The following is a 17718-nucleotide window of genomic DNA, read 5'->3' as shown; positions in this document are numbered from 1 at the left end:
AGGGGAGCATGCCCCGCCGCGTTGCCGCGTAAACGGCCTTTGCGCGGCCCGTAAAGCCCCTAACGCCTCGTCAGGGTGCCCGGGCCCCACCCCGGGGCCGTTCGGCGCCCTGACGGCCCGGCAGCGGAATCCTGCCGTGAAACGCCGGAGGGGGCTGACGTACGTCAGCCCCCTCCGGGGGTTCGAGGGGGCGGAGCCCCCTCACCGTCAGGCGTCGGAGCCGCCCGGCAGCTCGACGTTCGCGCCGAGATCCCGCAGCTTCTGCATGAAGTTCTCGTAGCCGCGGTTGATCAGGTCGATGCCGTGCACCCGGGACGTGCCCTCCGCGGCCAGCGCCGCGATCAGGTACGAGAAGCCGCCGCGCAGGTCGGGGACGACCATGTCCGCGCCCTGGAGCTTCGTCGGGCCGGAGACGACGGCCGAGTGGAGGAAGTTGCGCTGACCGAAGCGGCAGGCGGAGCCGCCCAGGCACTCGCGGTAGAGCTGGATGTGCGCGCCCATCTGGTTGAGCGCGGAGGTGAAGCCCAGGCGGGACTCGTAGACCGTCTCGTGGACGATCGACAGACCGCTCGCCTGCGTCAGGGCCACGACCAGCGGCTGCTGCCAGTCCGTCTGGAAGCCGGGGTGGACGTCCGTCTCCAGCGCTATGGCGTTGAGCGAGCCGCCCGGGTGCCAGAAGCGGATGCCCTCGTCGTCGATCTCGAAGGCGCCGCCGACCTTGCGGTAGGTGTTGAGGAAGGTCATCATCGACCGCTGCTGGGCGCCGCGGACGTAGATGTTGCCCTTCGTGGCCAGCGCGGCCGACGCCCAGGAGGCCGCCTCCAGGCGGTCGGACAGGGCGCGGTGGTTGTAGCCGCCGAGCTTGTCGACACCGGTGATCCGGATCGTCCGGTCCGTGTCCATGGCGATGATCGCGCCCATCTTCTGCAGCACGCAGATGAGGTCCTCGATCTCCGGCTCCACGGCCGCGTTGGACAGCTCCGTGACGCCCTCCGCCAGGACGGCGGTCAGCAGCACCTGCTCGGTCGCGCCGACCGAGGGGTAGGGCAGGCGGATCTTGCAGCCGCGCAGTCGCTGCGGGGCCTCCAGGTACTGGCCGCCCTCGCGCTTCTCGATCGTCGCGCCGAACTGGCGCAGCACCTCGAAGTGGAAGTCGATCGGCCGGCCGCCGATGTCGCAGCCGCCCAGGCCCGGGATGAAGGCGTGGCCGAGGCGGTGCAGCAGCGGGCCGCAGAGCAGGATCGGGATGCGCGAGGAGCCCGCGTGGGCGTCGATGTCCGCGACGTTGGCGCTCTCCACGTACGTCGGGTCGAGAACCAGCTCGCCGGGCTCGTCGCCGGGGCGGACGGTCACACCGTGCAGCTGGAGCAGACCGCGCACGACGCGGACGTCACGGATGTCGGGCACGTTGCGCAGCCGGCTGGGACCGTGCCCGAGCAGGGCGGCGACCATGGCCTTCGGCACGAGATTCTTCGCGCCGCGGACGCGGATCTCTCCCTCGAGCGGGGTGCCGCCGTGGACAAGCAGGACATCGTCAGGGCCGGTCATGGATCTCGCGTTCCTGGAGTTGGGCAGGGGGCAAGAAGAAAGGGTAATGCGACCCGGGGGCCCTTCTGGCGCCCTGGAGGGCCGGAAAGCACGTCATGGGTTTGTCACAACACTCTGTGTTTATGGAACGGTCGCTACCGGTTATCGCCGGGGCGTCCCCGGACCGCCCGACGGGCCCGCGCTCACGGCCCGGGCGGCCTTTCCGGCGCTTTCCGTGGCCGTGAGGTCGCTTTCGGTCACTTGCGCGGGCGCTGCTCTCGTACGCCCCCTACCCGCCCCGGGCGGGGGCAGTCGTCCACTCCCCCCGAAGGGGCGAAATGGGGGATCATGTGCCCATGACCGAGGTGTCCTCGCTCACAGGGCGACTGCTTGTCGCGACGCCCGCGCTGTCCGACCCCAACTTCGACCGCGCGGTGGTGCTGCTGCTCGACCACGACGAGGACGGCTCCCTCGGTGTGGTCCTGAACCGCCCGACCCCGGTCGGCGTCGGCGACGTCCTCGAGCCCTGGGCCGCGCTGGCCGGGGAGCCCGGGGTGGTCTTCCAGGGCGGCCCGGTCTCGCTGGACTCGGCACTGGGCGTGGCGGTGGTGCCGGGCGAGGCCCGGGAGCACGAAGGGCCGTCGTCGGCCGGCGAGAGCGCCGGTGCGGGCCTGCTGCCGTCGTCCGCCATGGGCGACCCCGTCGGCTGGCGCAGGGTGCACGGGGCGATCGGCCTGGTCGACCTGGAGGCCCCGCCCGAGCTGATGGCCAGGGTCCTGGGCTCGCTGCGGATCTTCGCCGGGTACTCCGGCTGGGGTCCGGGGCAGCTGGAGAAGGAGCTGGCCGAGGGCGCCTGGTACGTGGTGGAGTCGGAGCCCGGCGACGTGTCGTCCCCGGACCCGGCGCGGCTGTGGCGGGCCGTCCTGCGGCGTCAGCGCAGCGAGCTGGCGATGGTCGCCACCTATCCGGACGACCCGAGCCTCAACTGACCCGCGCCGTCCCCAGTACTCTTGGAGACCATGAGCACTCTTGAGCCCGAGCGCGGGGCAGGTACCGGCACCCTCGTAGAGCCGACGCCGCAGGTGTCGCACGGCGACGGCGACCACGAGCGCTACGCCCATTACGTCCAGAAGGACAAGATCATGGAGAGCGCGCTCTCCGGCTCCCCCGTCGTCGCCCTGTGCGGCAAGGTCTGGGTGCCCGGGCGCGACCCCAAGAAGTACCCGGTCTGTCCGATGTGCAAGGAGATCTTCGACGGCATGGGCGCCGGCGGGGACGACAAGGGCGGCAAGGGCGGCGACAAGAAGTAAGCCCCCTCCCGCTTCTCCCCTCGGGTTCGCCGACGGCTCCCAGGGCGCGTGATCGCGCCCTGGGAGCCGTTTTGTTCTTATCGGATGTGCTCTTGTCGGGGCGCCGTCGCCCCGCTTAGCCTCCTCTCAGTTGTGCGCTGCGAAACGTCCATTGCGTATGTTGCAACGCTCCGGGGGGCCTCATGGCGTGGCGAACGCTCGTCCTGGTTGTGGCGGGGGCGGTGCTCTGCGCCGTCGGCGCCTGCGCGCCGCGCACGCCGGCCGGCGGCCCGGGCGGGGACCGCGCGACCGGCACCCTGCGGGTCTGGCTCTTCCGCGAGGTCGACAACGCGCCCAAGGCGGCGGTCGTCGACGAGGCCGTCGCCGCCTTCGAGAAGACCCATCGCGGGGTGCGGGCCGAGGTCACCTACATCCCCGTCGAGACCCGGGCCCAGCGGATCAAGGCCGCGTTCAACGACCCGCGGAGCGCCCCCGACGTCGTCGAGTACGGCAACACCGACACGGCCGGGTACGTCCGGGACGGCGGGCTGGCCGATCTCACCGCCGACCTGGCGGCCTGGGACGACGCCCGCGCCCTCGACCCGGCCGCGAAGCGGTCCGTGACCGTGGACGGCAAGCTCTACGGCGCGCCGCTCCTCGTGGGCGTCCGGGCCCTGTACTACCGCACCGACGTCTTCCGGGAGCTGGGCCTGCGGCCACCGGCGACCCTGGACGAACTGGCCGCGACCGCCCGCCGCGTCCACGCGGCCCGCCCCGGGCTGTACGGGCTCGCGGTGGGCGGCGCGTACACCTACGCCGCGCTGCCCTTCGTCTGGGCGCACGGCGGGGACGTCGCCGAGCGGAAGGGCCGGTCGTACGAGGCCACCGTCGACGACCCCGCCGCCCGGCGGGGCATCACGGCCTACACGAGCCTGTTCGGCGACCACAACTGCCCCGCGAGCCGGTGCGCCCGGATGACCGGCAACGACACCGTCCAGGCCTTCGCGTCCGGCAAGGCTGCCATGGCCATCGCCGGTGACTTCAGCCATCAGGCCATGGAGAACGGCAAGGTCAAGGGCGCGTACGCGGTCGTACCGCTGCCCGGGACCCGGGAGGGGCGGATCGCCCCCGCCTTCGCGGGCGGGAACAACCTCGGGGTGCTCAGAAGCAGCACCCATCGCACCCTCGCCGTGGACCTGCTGAAGACCCTGGCCGGCAAGCGCACCCAGGCCCGGCTCTTCGACGCCATGGGCTTCCTGCCGGCCTTCACCGACGTCCGGGCCGAGGCGGCGCGGAAACGGCCCTTCGTGGAGCCGTTCGTCCGGACGCTGGCGGCGGGCGCGCGGAGCGTGCCGGTGACGCCGGCGTGGGCCGCCATCGACGCCGGGCAGGTGCTGCCGACCCTGCTCCAGGAGGTCGTGAGCGGACGCGAGGACGTGGACGCGGCGACGGCCGGGGCGGCACGGAAGATGAACGCCGCCTTCCGGAAGAACGGACTCCGGTCATGAGGGCCCGGATCATGAGGGCCCGAGTGATGGGAGGGAAGGGTGGAGCACCCTGGCTCTACCTCGCCCCGGCGCTCGTCGTCCTCGGCGGACTCCTCGTCTACCCCGTCTACGAGCTGGGCCTGATCTCCTTCCTCGAATACACCCAGGCCCAGGTCAGCGGGGGAGAGCCAACGAGTTTCCAGGGCCTGGGCAACTACCGCGCGCTCTTCGCCGACGACCGGTTCCGCCAGGTCCTGCTGACGACCGTCGTCTTCGCGGCGGCCTGCGTCGTCGCCACCCTCGCCGTCGGCTGCGCGCTGGCGGTGCTGCTGACGCGGATCCGGGCCCTGCCACGACTGGCGCTGACGCTCGCCGCGCTGGGGGCCTGGGCCACGCCCGCGATCACCGGCTCCACGGTGTGGGTCTTCCTTTTCGACCCCGACTTCGGCCCGGTCGACAAGGCGCTCTCCTGGCTCGGGCTGAGCGGATTCGACGGCTACGCGTGGACCTACGACCGGTACAGCGCCTTCGCGCTCGTCCTGCTGGAAGTCGTCTGGTGCTCGTTCCCCTTCGTCATGGTGACCGTCTACGCGGGCATCCGGGCGATTCCCGGGGAGGTACTGGAGGCGGCGGCGCTGGACGGGGCCTCGCAGTGGCGGATCTGGCGGGACGTCATGGCGCCCATGCTGCGCCCGATCCTGGTCGTCGTCACGATCCAGTCGGTCATCTGGGATTTCAAGGTCTTCACGCAGATCTATGTGATGACGAACGGCGGCGGTATCGCCGGACAGAATCTGACGCTGAACGTCTACGCCTATCAGAAGGCGTTCGCCTCCTCGCAGTACGGCCTCGGCTCGGCGATCGGCGTGGTGATGCTGCTGATCCTGCTGGCGGTGACGCTCGGATACCTGCGGCTGCTCAGACGGCAAGGGGAGGAGATATGAGACGGCTTCGAGGATCCCGACGACTCCGAGGCCCCCGAGGTCGGCTCCTGGCGGAATCGGCCGCGCTGCTGTGCGCGGCGGCGGTGGCCTTTCCCCTCTACTGGATGGTGCTCTCGGCCTTCAAACCGGAGGACGAAGTGCTGTCGGAGGAGGCCCGGCCGTGGACCGCGCGCCCCACCCTCGACGCCTTCCGGCGGGTCTTCGGACAGCAGGACTTCGGCCGCTACCTGGGCAACAGCCTGCTGGTCGCCGTCGTCGTGGTCGTCGCCTCCGCGCTGATCGCCTTTCTGGCGGCCGTGGCCGTCACCCGATTCCGGTTCCGTTTCCGGACGACGCTGCTCGTCATGTTCCTCGTCGCGCAGATGGTGCCGGTCGAGGCCCTGACGATTCCGCTCTTCTTCCTGATGCGGGACCTCGGCGACGTGACCGGAGTGCCCGGCGTCGGGCTCAATACGCTGGGCTCGCTGATCCTCCCGCACATCGCGTTCTCCCTCCCCTTCGCGATCTGGATGCTGCGCGGCTTCGTCCGGGCGGTGCCGGAGTCGCTGGAGGAGGCGGCGTACCTCGACGGGGCGAGCCGGGCCCGTTTCCTGTGGCGGATCCTCTTTCCGCTGGTCTTCCCGGGACTGGTGGCGACGAGCGTCTTCTCCTTCATCTCGACATGGAACGACTTCCTCCTCGCCAAGTCCTTCATCATCAGCGCCACCGAGAACTCGACGCTCCCGATGGCACTGCTGGTCTTCTTCAAGGACGAGGGCAACGACTGGGGCGGCATCATGGCGGCGTCGACCGTGATGACGATTCCGGTGCTCGTCTTCTTCGTACTGGTACAGCGCGGGCTCGTCTCGGGCCTCGGCGGAGCGGTGAAGGACTGAACTGAACCATGGACGATTTCGATCTCGATCACGACCTCGGCCTCGATCTGATTCCGGCCCCGTTGTCCGTCCGCGCGGTGCCGCCCTCCGGGCGGTACGTCCTCGACGAGGAGACCCGTATCGAGGCGCGCCCCGGCACCGAGGGCGTGGCGCGCTGGCTGCGCGCGACCGTCGGCGCGGCGACCGGACTGCCGCTGGATCCTGGCGACGACGATGACAATCGGATCGTGCTCGCCGTCGACCCCGCGCTCGGGCGGCGGCTCGGCCCCGAGGGCTACCGCCTCGTGGTGGACGGTCACGCCGTGCGCGTCGACGGGGGCGGCTCCGTCGGTGTCTTCTGGGGCGCCCAGACCCTCCGTCAGCTGCTGGGCCCGGCGGCCTTCAGGCGGGCGCCGATCGGGTCCGGGACCGCGTGGGAGCTCCCGATGGTCGCCATCGAGGACGCCCCCCGCTTCGTCTGGCGCGGCGTCCTCCTCGACGTCGCCCGGCACTTCCTCCCCAAGGACGGCGTCCTCCGCTACCTCGACCTGCTCGCCGCCCACAAGCTCAACGTCCTCCACCTCCACCTGACGGACGACCAGGGCTGGCGCATGGAGGTCCACCGCTATCCGGAGCTGACCCGGACCGGCGCCTGGCGCGCCCGCACCAAGCTCGGCCACCGGGCCTCGCCGCTGTGGGACGAGCGCCCGCACGGCGGCTACTACACGCAGGACGACCTGCGCGAGATCGTCGCGTACGCCGCCGAGCGGCACATCACCGTCGTCCCCGAGATCGACCTGCCCGGCCACTCGCAGGCCGCCATCGCCGCCTACCCCGAACTCGGCAACACCGACGTCGTCGACACCGCGGCCCTCACCGTCTGGGACACCTGGGGGATCAGCCCGAACGTCCTCGCCCCCACCGACCACACTCTCGCCTTCTACGAGAACGTGCTCACCGAGGTCCTCGACGTCTTCCCCTCCCCCTTCGTCCACATCGGCGGCGACGAGTGCCCCAAGGACCAGTGGAAGGCGTCCCCGGCGGCGCGGGCCCGGATGGCGGCGGAGGGGCTGGCGGACGAGGACGAGCTCCAGAGCTGGTTCATCCGGCACTTCGACCGCTGGCTCGCGGATCGCGGCCGGCGGATGGCCGGATGGGACGAGATCCTGGAGGGGGGCCTCGCGGGCCTCGCGGGCCTTTCGGAAGGCGCCACCGTCTCGTCCTGGCGCGGCTGCGCGGGCGGCATCGCCGCCGCCCGGGCGGGCCATGACGTCGTGATGTGCCCCGAACAACAGGTCTACCTCGACCACCGCCAGGCGCCCGGCGCCGACGAGCCCGTCCCCATCGGCTACGTCCGCACCCTGGAGGACGTCTACCGCTTCGACCCGGTGCCGGCGGAGCTCACGGAGACCGAGGCCGCCCGGATCCTCGGCGCCCAGGCCAACCTCTGGACGGAGGTGATGGAGGACCAGCGGCGCCTCGACTACCAGGCGTTCCCCCGCCTGGCCGCCTTCGCCGAGACCGTGTGGTCCCCGCTGCCCGCCCCCGCCGCCCGCGACCACCCCGCCTTCGAACGCCGGATGGCCGCCCACTACGCCCGGCTCGACGCCCTCGGCGTCGACTACCGGCCGCCCGGCGGCCCCCACCCCTGGCAGCGCCGGCCCGGAGTGCTCGGACGCCCGATCGAGGGCGCGCCCCCGATCGTGTGAGCCGCGCCGGAAGCTGACGAACCGTGTGACGGCCCCTGGCACGGTGGTCCTCCACACACTGCCGTAAGTCGTACAAGGGCCGTACAAGAGTCAGCAAGCACCGCAATACGCTGGCAAAGCACCCACAGTGGTGAGAGTCTCCCAACCCGGACTTTCTCCCTGGGCGGGTGCGCGACCACGGCTTGCGGACCCTCGCGACAGCGGAACCGGAAGATGTGCCAAAGTTTCCACGTCCGGGCCGACAGCACGTACCGTACGGCGAGGACCTGACGGAACAGTCGGGCCCACCGGGAAGGGGCACCTGGGTTGACCACGCACGCACCGCAGGCGGCGCACACGGTGACGTTGCCGGGCTCGCTGGACGAGGCCGTGGCGGCGTTGGCCGCCATGCCCACGGCCGTGCCCGTCGCCGGCGGCACCGATCTCATGGCGGCCGTCAACTCCGGGCTGCTGCGCCCCGCGGGCCTCGTCGGCCTCGGCCGCATCAGCGAGATCAAGGGCTGGCAGTACCAGGACGGCGCCGCCCTGCTCGGCGCCGGCCTCACCCACGCCCGGATGGGCCGCCCCGACTTCGCCGCCCTCATGCCGGCGCTCGCCGCCGCCGCCCGCGCCGCCGGACCGCCCCAGATCCGCAACGCCGGCACCCTCGGCGGCAACATCGCCTCCGCCCAGCCGACCGGCGACACCCTGCCCGTGCTCGCCGCCCTCGAAGCCTCGCTCGTCATCGCCGGCCCCGGCGGCACGCGCCGCGAGATCCCCATCGGCCGCCTGCTGGCCGGGCTCGACATGCTGCGCCCCGGCGAGCTGATCGGCTACGTGCGCGTACCGCTGCTGCACGCCCCCCAGACCTTCCTCAAGGCGACCGGCCGGACGGGCCCCGGCCGCGCCATCGCCTCCGTCGCCGTCGTCCTCGACCCCGCGCGGCGCAGCGTGCGCTGCGCGGTGGGCGCGGTGGCGCCGATGCCGCTGCGGCCCTTCGACGCCGAACGCTGGGTGTCCTCGATCGTCGACTGGGACGGCGACCGCACGCTCGCGCCGGACGCCCTCGCCGCCTTCGGCGACTACGTCGCGGCCGCGTGCATCCCCGATCCGGTGCCCGAGCCGGACGCGCTGAACGTTCACGAGGGAGCCGAGCCCGGTACCCTGCCGCCGGCCGTGCTGCATCTCCGTCGTACGGTGGCGACCCTGGCCCGCCGAGCACTGGGGAGGGCACTCGCGTGAGTGACGACCAGCAGCGACACACCCATGCCCCCGCGCCCGGCGCGGGCGGCTGGCAGCCGATCCCGCAGGGGGCGGGCCTGGAGGCCGAGGGCACGACCTTCGTCCAGCTCCCGCCCGAGCTCCTGGCCCAGACGGGCCCCGGGACCGGCGCGGGATGGAGCCCCCTGGCGGCGCCCGGCACGGGCTACGCGCCCCCGGTCGTGGACTCCTGGCAGCAGCAGGCGCCGCAGCACCCGGCAGCCCCGCATCAGCACGAGCCGCAGGTGCCGGCGCAGCAGCACTGGGACGCGTACGAACACCGGTATGTGCCGGACCAGCACGTGCCGGACCAGCACGTTCCAGAGCAGCATGTGCCGGAGCAGCACGTTCCGGGTGCGGACGACGGTGGTGCCGCCGATCCGCACGCCACGGCGCAGTGGCAGGTGTCCTTCGCGGCGGACGAGGCCGTGAACGCCACCGGCGCCTCCGGCATCGCCGAGCCCGTCGGGCCGGAGCCGGTGCACCACCCGGGGCCGGGGGCCTCGGGGCAGTGGTCGGTCCCGGCCGCCGGGGACGACTCGGTGGAGGAATCCGGGGAGTACGCGCTGCGCGGTTCCGCCGAGCAGCAGTGGACCGTACCGGCCGCGCGGGACGCGTCCGCCGGGTACGGAACGGGTGTCGCCGACGTCATCGCCGAGGACCGCCCGGTCACCGGTGCGGGCGATAATCCGACCGACGAGTGGACGGCCGCGGCCGAGCCCGCCGTGCCCGGTGAGGCGACTGAGGCGGCCGAGGCCGAGGCTGATGCGGAGGTCGAGGCCGGGGCCGAGGTCGAGGCCGAGACGCAGCCGGAACAGGAAGCGGACCCGACCGACGGCCAAGGCCAGGCCCAGGCCCCGGGCCAGGACCAGGGTCAGGCCGAAGCCCAGGAGCAGGAGGACCAGCCCCTGGCCTCCGACATCCCGCCTGCGGACATCCCTCTTGCGGACATCCCGCCTGCCGACGTCACGACCCCCGACCCGCAGCCCTACCTCCTCAACGAGCACCCCTGCGCCTCGTACGTCCTGCGCGTCAACGGCACCGACCGTCCCGTGACCGACGCGTGGATCGGCGAGTCCCTGCTCTACGTCCTGCGCGAGCGACTCGGCCTCGCGGGCGCCAAGGACGGCTGCTCGCAGGGGGAGTGCGGCGCGTGCTCCGTCCAGGTGGACGGCCGGCTGGTCGCGTCGTGCCTCGTACCGGCGGCGACGACGGCGGGCTCGGAGGTCCGTACGGTCGAGGGCCTCGCGGCGCACGGGCAGCCGTCCGACGTCCAGCGGGCGCTCGCCGAGTGCGGTGCCGTGCAGTGCGGCTTCTGCGTACCCGGTCTCGCGATGACCGTGCACGACCTGCTCGAGGGCAACCACGCCCCGACCGAGCTGGAGACCCGGCAGGCCATCTGCGGCAACCTCTGCCGCTGCTCCGGGTACCGGGGGGTGCTCGAAGCGGTGCGCCAGGTCGTCGACGAGCGCGCCGAGACGGCCGCCATGGAAGAGGAAACGGCGGCGCACGAGGAAGAGGCCCAGGGCCTTCAGCCCTCGGACGCGGGCCCGGACACGATGGGCATCCCGCACCAGCAGCCCGGCCCGTACGTCGACGGCTCGTACGGCGACGGTTCGTACGGCGACGGTTCGTACGCCCAGGCGCCGTACGGCGAAGGGGCATACGGAACGTACGACACGGGCTCCTACGGCGGTGGCGGCCCCTACGGTGACGGCCCGTACGGGGACGGCGGCGCCGGCAGTGGCTTTGGAAAGGCAACGGCATGACGGGAATGGGCGGGATGACCGGTACGGGCGGAATGGCGGGCGGCACGGGCGCGGGCGACATCCCGGCATCCGTCACCACCGCCACCCTCGTACCGCCCGCCACCCCCGAGGAGCCCCTCCTCGGCATCGGCGTCTCCCTGCCCTCCACCGACGCGGCCGCCAAGGCCCAGGGCACCTTCCCCTACGCGGCGGACCTGTGGGCCGAGGGCCTGCTGTGGGCCGCCGTGCTGCGCTCGCCGCACCCCCACGCCCGCATCGTCTCGATCGACACGTCGGCGGCCGCGACGATGCCGGGCGTCCGGGCCGTCGTCACCCACGCCGACGTGCCGGGCGAGAACAGGTACGGCCGGGGCGTCGCCGACCGGCCCGTCTTCGCCTCCGACCTCGTGCGGCACCACGGCGAGCCGATCGCCGCCGTCGCCGCCGACCACCCGGACACGGCCCGCCTCGCCGCCGCGGCCATCGTGGTGGAGTACGAGCCGCTCGAGCCGGTCACCGACCCCGAGCAGGCGTTCGCCGCGGAACCGCTGCACCCCGACGGCAATCTGGTCCGCCACATCCCGCTGCGCTTCGGCGACCCGGAGGCGGTCGGCGAGGTCGTCGTCGAGGGCCTGTACCGGATCGGCCGTCAGGACCCCGCGCCCATCGGCGCCGAGGCCGCCCTGGCCGTGCCCCGCCCCGACGGCGGCGTCGAGCTCTACACCGCCTCCACCGACCCGCACGCCGACCGCGACCTCGTCGCCGCCTGCCTGGGCCTGGAGAACGACCGCGTCAAGGTCGTCGTCACGGGAGTCCCCGGCGCCATGGGCGACCGCGAGGACCCGGGGATCCAGCTCGCCCTGGGCCTGCTCGCCCTGCGCACGGGCCACCCGGTCAAGCTGGTGGCGACGCGCGAGGAGTCCTTCCTCAGCCACCCGCACCGCCACCCCACCCTGCTGCGCTACCGCCACCACGCGGACGCCGAGGGCAAGCTCGTCAAGGTCGAGGCGCAGATCCTGATGGACGGCGGCGCCTACGCCGACTCGTCCTCGGACGCGCTGGCGGCGGCCGTGGCCTTCGCCTGCGGCCCGTACGTCGTCCCGCACGCCTTCGTCGAGGGCTGGGTCGTCCGCACCAACAACCCGCCCTCCGGCCACGTCCGCGGCGAGGGCGCCATGCAGGTGTGCGCCGCGTACGAGGGCCAGATGGACAAGCTCGCGGAGCGGCTCGGCCTGGACCCGGCGGAACTGCGCATGCGCAACGTGATGGCCACGGGCGACGTCCTGCCCACCGGCCAGACCGTCACCTGCCCGGCCCCCGTCGCCGAACTCCTGCGCGCCGTCCGCGACTACCCGCTCCCTGCTCTTCCCAAGGACGACCCCGACGACAACGAGGACGACTGGCTCCTCCCCGGCGGCCCCGACGGCGCGGGCGACCCGGGCGCGGTGCGCCGGGGCGTCGGCTACGGCGTGGGCATGGTCCACATGCTGGGCGCGGAGGGCGCCGACGAGGTCTCCACGGCCACGGTGAAGGTCTCGGGCTCGGTGGCCACGGTCATCTGCGCCGCCGTGGAGACGGGCCAGGGCTTCACCACGCTGGCACGGCAGATCGTCCAGGAAGTCCTGGGCATCGAGGAGGTCCACGTCGCCCCGGTCGACACCGACCAGCCGCCGTGCGGCCCGGCCGCGCACGGCCGCCACACATGGGTCTCGGGCGGCGCGGTGGAGCGCGCGGCGAGAATGGTCCGTACGCAGCTCCTGCAGCCCCTGGCCCACCAGTTCGGCATGTCGACGGAGCTGCTGACCATCGCCGACGGCAAGATCACGTCGTACGACGGCGTCCTGAGCACGACGGTGGCCGAGGCCCTCGACGGCAAGGAACTCTGGGCCACCGCCCAGTGCCGCCCCCACCCGACGGAGCCCCTGGACGCCTCCGGCCAGGGCGACGCCTTCGTCGGCATGGCCTTCTGCGCGGTCCGTGCCGTGGTGGACGTGGACGTCGACCTGGGCTCGGTGCGCGTGGTCGAACTGGCCGTCGCCCAGGACGTGGGCCGCGTCCTCAACCCGGCCCAGGCGAGGGCCCGCGTCGAGGCCGGCGTGATCCAGGGCGTGGGCGCCGCGCTGACGGAGAACCTCCGCACCAACACCGGCCAGGTCCGCCGCCCCGACCTGATGTCGTACGCCCTCCCGACGGCCTTGGACGCCCCGGAAGTCCACATCGTCAAACTCGTCGAGGAACGCGACGTAGTAGCCCCCTTCGGCGCGAAGGCGATCAGCGCGGTGCCGGTCGTGACGTCCCCGGCGGCGGTGGCGGGGGCAGTACGGGCGGCCACGGGTCGCCCGGTCAACCGCCTGCCGATCAGGCCGCAGACGGCGGCGGTGAACGCCTGAGTAGACGTACTCAGGTGAGTGTCGGTGCCTGTCAGTAGTCTTGTGGCTCTTGCGTACAAGACAACTGGCGGACTGGCATGAGGGGCGGGGCGGGGACCGTGAGTGGGGCATCGGGATTGCGGGCGGAACTGGATTCCCTCGAATCCTTCAAGGGCAGGGTCGACGCCCTATTGACCTACCTCCAGGGCACGGAGGCATCCCCGCACCGCATGGCGGACAACCACTTGGTGCCCGCGCAACTGGGCGTGGGCTTCGCGGAGGTCGAGTCGCTCTACAGCGCGTACAACGAGGTCCACGCGCAACTCAAGGCGCTGTCCCAGCTCCTGAGCGACCAGATCGAGGCCCTGGGCACGGCGGTCCACGCGGCCAAGGTCGGCTACGCGAACGTCGACGCGGACCTCCGCGACCGCATGTGGGCGATCCAGGCCAGGACGAGGGAACTGTACGAGCCGAGCCGTGACCCCAACCCGAAGCCGGCGGCACCGGGGCCGACGCCGTCCCCCCGCCCGCAGGGCGGCAGCAACGAGGGGCAGATCTGATGACGACGCCGACGAACCCGACGCCTGCGATCCGGAAGCCCAGCAGCGGCCTGTTCACGACATCGAACTTCGAGTCGATGTCGCACGAACAACTCCGCGCGATGATCGAGCAGGCGGACCCCTCGGGCACCCAGAACCTGGGCGTCAAGCTCCAGGTCGCGGCCGCCACCATCAAGAAGATCGGCGAAGACCTGAAGGGCCACATGGCCAAGGTCGAGTGGTCCGGCCAAGGTGGCGACTCCTTCCGCGAGTGGGGCACCGACATGGCCAACGCGGCGCTCCGACTCGGCGAGTTCAGCCACAACACGGGCTCATGGATGATTGACGCGGCCGCCACCCTGTCCGGCGTGAAATCCGCGATGCCGGAGGTCTCGACGGAGCCGAAGACCGTCCTGGACACCTTTCGGGCCAACTACCCAGGACAGGTCGGCGCCGTCGCGGCCCCGGACCAGGGCGGAGCCCTGTCGGCAACCGCTTCCGGCCCCTCACAGGCACAGGCCTACGCGGCCCAGCAGCGCCTGGACGCGGACCGCGCGGAGGCGGCCCGGCTTATGCGGAAGCTGGCGGAGTCGTATTCGTGGTCGGCGCACCAGATTTCTACGGGGGAGAGGCCTACGTTTCGGCCGATGCCGGGAAATCCGAGACCAATTGATTACGGGCATGATGGCCGGGAGTACATCGGAGACCCGGGCAGCGGCCAGTCGGGTTACGGCTCCTACAACACAGGGGGTGGCCAGACAGCGAGCTCGGTCGGCGAAGAATCCCGTCAGGCGGGTCGTTATGGCGGGACGCTGCTTCGTGCGAGCAGCCATGATGCCACAGACATCAGTGCCATCGCTGAGCATCGTGGTGCGGCTCGGCCGGGCCTGAATGCCGGCACGGTTGTCAATAGCGTTGCCCCGCTTCCCACGGCCTCGCCGTCGATGCCTACAGATCATCTCGGCGGCCGTACTGGAAGTCAGCCAGTTGCCAGCGTGCCACCACTGCCAGGTGTTGCTCTGCCCCACGTGACAACTGGTACGGGGCCGACGGGTGGCGGTCGTGTATCTCCATCGATGCGCTCAGCCACGCCTATTGGGCAAGGCCCGGGCATGTCGCGACCCGGACTGGCAACGCCCCGATCTTCTGATACCGGGATTGTCGGCGGGAGAGCTGCTGTTCCCGGGCAGGAAGGGCCAGGGAGTCAGGCGCAGCGCGGCACAGTCATCGGGGGGGAAGGTCAAAGGTCAACCCCCGGGAAAGCTCCAACGGGCGCTACCCCTGCCTTTGGGGTCCCGGCAGGGTCGGCTGGCAGAGGCCCAGGCATGGCGGCGGGACGGCGGTTGGCCACAGAGCCCGGTGGTGTGGTCGGGGCTGGACCTGTCCCACGATCCGGTGCCACTAGGGAATTTACCCCGGGCGGATCAGGTTTGGTCCGCAATCGGTCGATGCCGGAAGGTGGCTCGTCTGCGGGAAGAAGCGTGCAAGGTTTCGCCCATCCTGGCCCCGTTCCGGCGGGGGGCGCCACGACGCGACGTGGGCGTGGGGGGCAGCGCCCTGACTACCTGGTCGAAGACGAGGGGACCTGGACGCAGGTGAATCGGCGCGTCGTTCCGCCGGTCATCGACTGATTTCAGCAGGAGACGAGAGAGGGGATGGCCTTGCGTCGCATCGAAGGCAATAGGGTTGGTAGGCGGAAGGCTGCTGTTTGCTCAGTTGCCACACTCTTCACTCTCGCTCTCCCCGCTCAACTGGCTCAAGCAGACACGATTCGGTCCCAGCAGTGGTACTTGGATGCAATGCGGGCTGAAGAAATGTGGCAGAGGAGCACAGGGTCTGGCATGACTGTGGCTGTGGTCGACAGTGGAGTCGACGCAGAGCTTCCGGACCTTCGTGGGCAGGTCCTTCCTGGTGAGGACTTCTCAGGTTTGGAGGGGGACGCTCACTCGGACTACGACGGGCATGGAACGGGCATGGCCGTCCTCATCGCAGGAAGCGGAAAGGGTAATGGAGGGGTAGGAGCTTTCGGCCTGGCGCCCGGAGCCAAGATCCTCCCGCTAAGGGTTGCCAATGCCAAAGTGCCCGCATCAAAGGTTCTGACGGCAGATTCAATGGCTTCGGCGATCCGGTATGCGGCTGATTCCGAAGCTAAGATCATCAACATCTCGATGGGCAGCCCGCAAAAGAGAGACGCGGTGGACGAAGCCGTCAAGCATGCTGTATCTAAAGGAAAGTTGGTCTTCGCGGCAGTCGGTAACACCGGTGACAAGAGCAACTTGGTCGAATACCCCGCAGCGTTTCCAGGGGTCGTTGGCGTAGCCGCCGTAGACCAGGACATCAAGGCGACCGCCGAGTCACAACACGGCCCCCAGGTCGACCTGGCCGCCCCCGGCGACAACATCGTCGCAACCTGCAAGGGCGGCACCGGCCTCTGTCGAAGCCACGGCACCAGCGACGCCACCGCCCTGGCCTCCGCCTCCGCCGCCCTCCTCTGGTCCGCCCACCCCGACTGGACCGCCAACCAGGTCCTCCGCGTCCTGATCAACACCGCTGGCGGCCCCAAGAGCGGCGAGAAGCGCAGCGACTCCATCGGTTACGGCGTAGTCCGCCCCCGGATCGCCCTGCAGAATCCCGGCGACCCCGGCCCCGCCGACGTCAGCCCTCTCCCCGAGCTGGCAGCCGCCAAGTCTCCTGCTCCCGATGTCGCCGCGCCCCCCGCAAGCAGTCAGGCCGACAAGGCGGACAGCGCCCTGCTGTCCAAGCGCAATCTGATTGCGGTCGGCGCCTGTAGTGCCATAGCGGCAGCAGTCACGGTGGCTGTCCTTGTCGCCCGGCGTCGTCGGGCACTCACCAGTTGAGGCGTGTCTGACGGCATCTATGGCCGAGCCAGGCTGGTTCGGTTCGGCCTAGGGCTGGATCCCCATGCCCGCACGGATACCGGGACGATGCAGGGCGACCCGCCCAGGGTTGGCCTGTGAGACGCCGGGCTTCTCACAGGCCAGCCGCAGAGCGGCGGTCATAGTTTGAACACTCCGCGCCAAGTCCACCCCGCGCTGAGGACGACCTTTCGCAGCGCGTTCCTCATGTCCCGTGTATCCAGGCGATACGTCTCGACTCGGCGCCGACGGCCATCGGGTCCTCGCTCATACGTCCATTGCCGTTCAACCGTATGTCCTCGCCCACGGCTGTACCCGTCCGAGCTGGACAGCTGGCTCCTGGCGGAAGTCCACTGTTCCTGGAGGATCCGCACCTCGTGCTCTGAAGGGTTCAGGCGCATCCGAATCCTGACCCTCTGCTCCACCTGCTCACCGAAGGAGGAACGCGGCGGGATCCGCCACTCCGCCACCAGGTCGGCCTTCTCCCAAGGGTTGGCCTTGCGCACGTGGTACGGCACCGCCGAGCTGTTGGCGGCGAGCAGAGCATCCCGGACCTCTGCTGCGGAAAGTGGTACGGCATCGCTGTCGGGATATTGGGTACCAAGCCATTTGTCCCAAAGGCGGCCCATCGTCAGATCCCCGTCCCGGTACCCGGGCGCACCGTGCGCACGAAGTCCTGGAAGTCTCCAAGAACGGTGTCGTGCTGGGCCGCGGTGGCGGTCAGGGCCAGACGAACCACTGCCCACTCGCGCGAGTCCGCGACGTCCAGCATGGGCAGATATACCTGGGACTGAACGAGCTCGCGGCGTGCGTCACCAAAGCCGACGGAGAAGACCAGCCGTTGGATCAGGGCGGGTGCGTCAGGGGATCCGATCTCGCGGCAGTCGGTCACCACCACGGAATCGGCCACATTCCGCAAACGCTCCACCGACTTGTCGGCGAGCTCGGTCAGCGTCGCCGTGTCCGGCCGGTACTCGCCATCGACGGTGATGTTGGCGGCGAAGCCGGCATCGGGCTGCGGATGTACGACAGCAAAAGCCACATCTGTGGCGTCGGCCTTCTCGAGGTCGGCCGGAAACCAGCCTTCGGGCGGGAGGAATTCAATAGGTACCGGCAATGTCATGGCTATCTCGGGCC

At 71.0% G+C, this 17718-nt stretch carries 13 protein-coding genes; 11 read left to right on the top strand and 2 right to left on the bottom strand.

What is annotated here, in order from left to right; all coding sequences use genetic code 11:
• Nucleotides 1-207: 207 nt before the first annotated feature.
• A complete protein-coding gene (gene murA / locus EKH77_RS11905; RefSeq protein ID WP_126914371.1) occupies nt 208-1548 on the bottom strand; it encodes a UDP-N-acetylglucosamine 1-carboxyvinyltransferase in 1341 nt (446 codons plus the stop codon).
• A gap of 335 nt (nt 1549-1883) precedes the next feature.
• On the opposite strand from murA, the gene EKH77_RS11900 reads away from it, so the two are divergent.
• The 11 genes from EKH77_RS11900 to mycP all read left to right on the top strand — a co-directional run bounded on the left by EKH77_RS11900 (nt 1884) and on the right by mycP (nt 16563).
• Complete coding sequence (locus EKH77_RS11900) at nt 1884-2516, top strand: YqgE/AlgH family protein (RefSeq protein ID WP_126914370.1); 633 nt, start codon at nt 1884-1886, stop codon at nt 2514-2516.
• 30 nt (nt 2517-2546) lie between these two features.
• Nucleotides 2547-2837: a DUF3039 domain-containing protein gene (locus EKH77_RS11895; protein ID WP_109281359.1), complete on the top strand. Its 291-nt coding sequence runs from the start codon at nt 2547-2549 to the stop codon at nt 2835-2837.
• Between the two features lie 182 nt (nt 2838-3019).
• Complete coding sequence (locus EKH77_RS11890) at nt 3020-4324, top strand: extracellular solute-binding protein (RefSeq protein WP_126914369.1); 1305 nt, start codon at nt 3020-3022, stop codon at nt 4322-4324.
• Nucleotides 4321-5247 carry a carbohydrate ABC transporter permease gene (locus EKH77_RS11885; protein WP_126914368.1) on the top strand — a complete coding sequence of 309 codons (927 nt, stop codon included), beginning with the start codon at nt 4321-4323 and terminating at the stop codon, nt 5245-5247. Before EKH77_RS11890 ends, EKH77_RS11885 begins: the two co-directional genes overlap by 4 nt.
• Complete coding sequence (locus EKH77_RS11880; RefSeq protein WP_126914367.1) at nt 5244-6122, top strand: carbohydrate ABC transporter permease; 879 nt, start codon at nt 5244-5246, stop codon at nt 6120-6122. The genes EKH77_RS11885 and EKH77_RS11880 overlap by 4 nt, the downstream gene beginning before the upstream one ends.
• Before the next feature lie 8 nt (nt 6123-6130).
• Nucleotides 6131-7810: a beta-N-acetylhexosaminidase gene (locus EKH77_RS11875; protein ID WP_126914366.1), complete on the top strand. Its 1680-nt coding sequence runs from the start codon at nt 6131-6133 to the stop codon at nt 7808-7810.
• A gap of 306 nt (nt 7811-8116) precedes the next feature.
• Nucleotides 8117-9031 (top strand): FAD binding domain-containing protein, encoded by a 915-nt coding sequence (locus tag EKH77_RS11870; protein ID WP_126914365.1) that lies wholly within the window; start codon nt 8117-8119, stop codon nt 9029-9031.
• On the top strand, nt 9028-10818 hold the full coding sequence (locus EKH77_RS34330; RefSeq protein ID WP_276319221.1) for a 2Fe-2S iron-sulfur cluster-binding protein: 1791 nt from the start codon (nt 9028-9030) through the stop codon (nt 10816-10818). The genes EKH77_RS11870 and EKH77_RS34330 overlap by 4 nt, the downstream gene beginning before the upstream one ends.
• 5 nt (nt 10819-10823) lie before the next feature.
• Nucleotides 10824-13187 (top strand): xanthine dehydrogenase family protein molybdopterin-binding subunit, encoded by a 2364-nt coding sequence (locus EKH77_RS11860; protein ID WP_430981028.1) that lies wholly within the window; start codon nt 10824-10826, stop codon nt 13185-13187.
• A 98-nt stretch (nt 13188-13285) separates the two neighbouring features.
• Nucleotides 13286-13726: a hypothetical protein gene (locus tag EKH77_RS11855; RefSeq protein ID WP_126914364.1), complete on the top strand. Its 441-nt coding sequence runs from the start codon at nt 13286-13288 to the stop codon at nt 13724-13726.
• 1634 nt (nt 13727-15360) lie between these two features.
• Entirely contained in the window at nt 15361-16563 is a 1203-nt protein-coding gene (gene mycP, locus EKH77_RS11850; protein WP_126914363.1) for a type VII secretion-associated serine protease mycosin, read from the top strand.
• 649 nt (nt 16564-17212) lie between these two features.
• Here the strand turns inward: mycP and EKH77_RS11840 are convergent.
• Nucleotides 17213-17704, bottom strand: coding sequence for a hypothetical protein (locus tag EKH77_RS11840; protein ID WP_346429054.1), 492 nt, complete (start codon nt 17702-17704; stop codon nt 17213-17215).
• Nucleotides 17705-17718: the final 14 nt, after the last annotated feature.

It is taken from the genome of Streptomyces luteoverticillatus, from assembly GCF_003970715.1.
Lineage (GTDB): Bacteria > Actinomycetota > Actinomycetes > Streptomycetales > Streptomycetaceae > Streptomyces > Streptomyces abikoensis.
The sequence above is the reverse complement of the archived record's forward strand: the minus strand, read 5'-3'. Positions and strand labels throughout refer to the sequence as shown.

What these genes read in the sequence shown, in the direction of transcription:
- EKH77_RS11885 (WP_126914368.1), top strand. Translation starts at nt 4,321, where the DNA reads ATGAGGGCCCGGATCATGAGGGCCCGAGTGATGGGAGGGAAGGGTGGA.
- murA (WP_126914371.1), bottom strand. Translation starts at nt 1,548, where the DNA reads ATGACCGGCCCTGACGATGTCCTGCTTGTCCACGGCGGCACCCCGCTC.
- EKH77_RS11860 (WP_430981028.1), top strand. Translation starts at nt 10,824, where the DNA reads ATGGGCGGGATGACCGGTACGGGCGGAATGGCGGGCGGCACGGGCGCG.
- EKH77_RS11875 (WP_126914366.1), top strand. Translation starts at nt 6,131, where the DNA reads ATGGACGATTTCGATCTCGATCACGACCTCGGCCTCGATCTGATTCCG.
- EKH77_RS11895 (WP_109281359.1), top strand. Translation starts at nt 2,547, where the DNA reads ATGAGCACTCTTGAGCCCGAGCGCGGGGCAGGTACCGGCACCCTCGTA.
- mycP (WP_126914363.1), top strand. Translation starts at nt 15,361, where the DNA reads ATGGCCTTGCGTCGCATCGAAGGCAATAGGGTTGGTAGGCGGAAGGCT.
- EKH77_RS11890 (WP_126914369.1), top strand. Translation starts at nt 3,020, where the DNA reads ATGGCGTGGCGAACGCTCGTCCTGGTTGTGGCGGGGGCGGTGCTCTGC.
- EKH77_RS11900 (WP_126914370.1), top strand. Translation starts at nt 1,884, where the DNA reads ATGACCGAGGTGTCCTCGCTCACAGGGCGACTGCTTGTCGCGACGCCC.
- EKH77_RS11840 (WP_346429054.1), bottom strand. Translation starts at nt 17,704, where the DNA reads ATGACATTGCCGGTACCTATTGAATTCCTCCCGCCCGAAGGCTGGTTT.
- EKH77_RS11880 (WP_126914367.1), top strand. Translation starts at nt 5,244, where the DNA reads ATGAGACGGCTTCGAGGATCCCGACGACTCCGAGGCCCCCGAGGTCGG.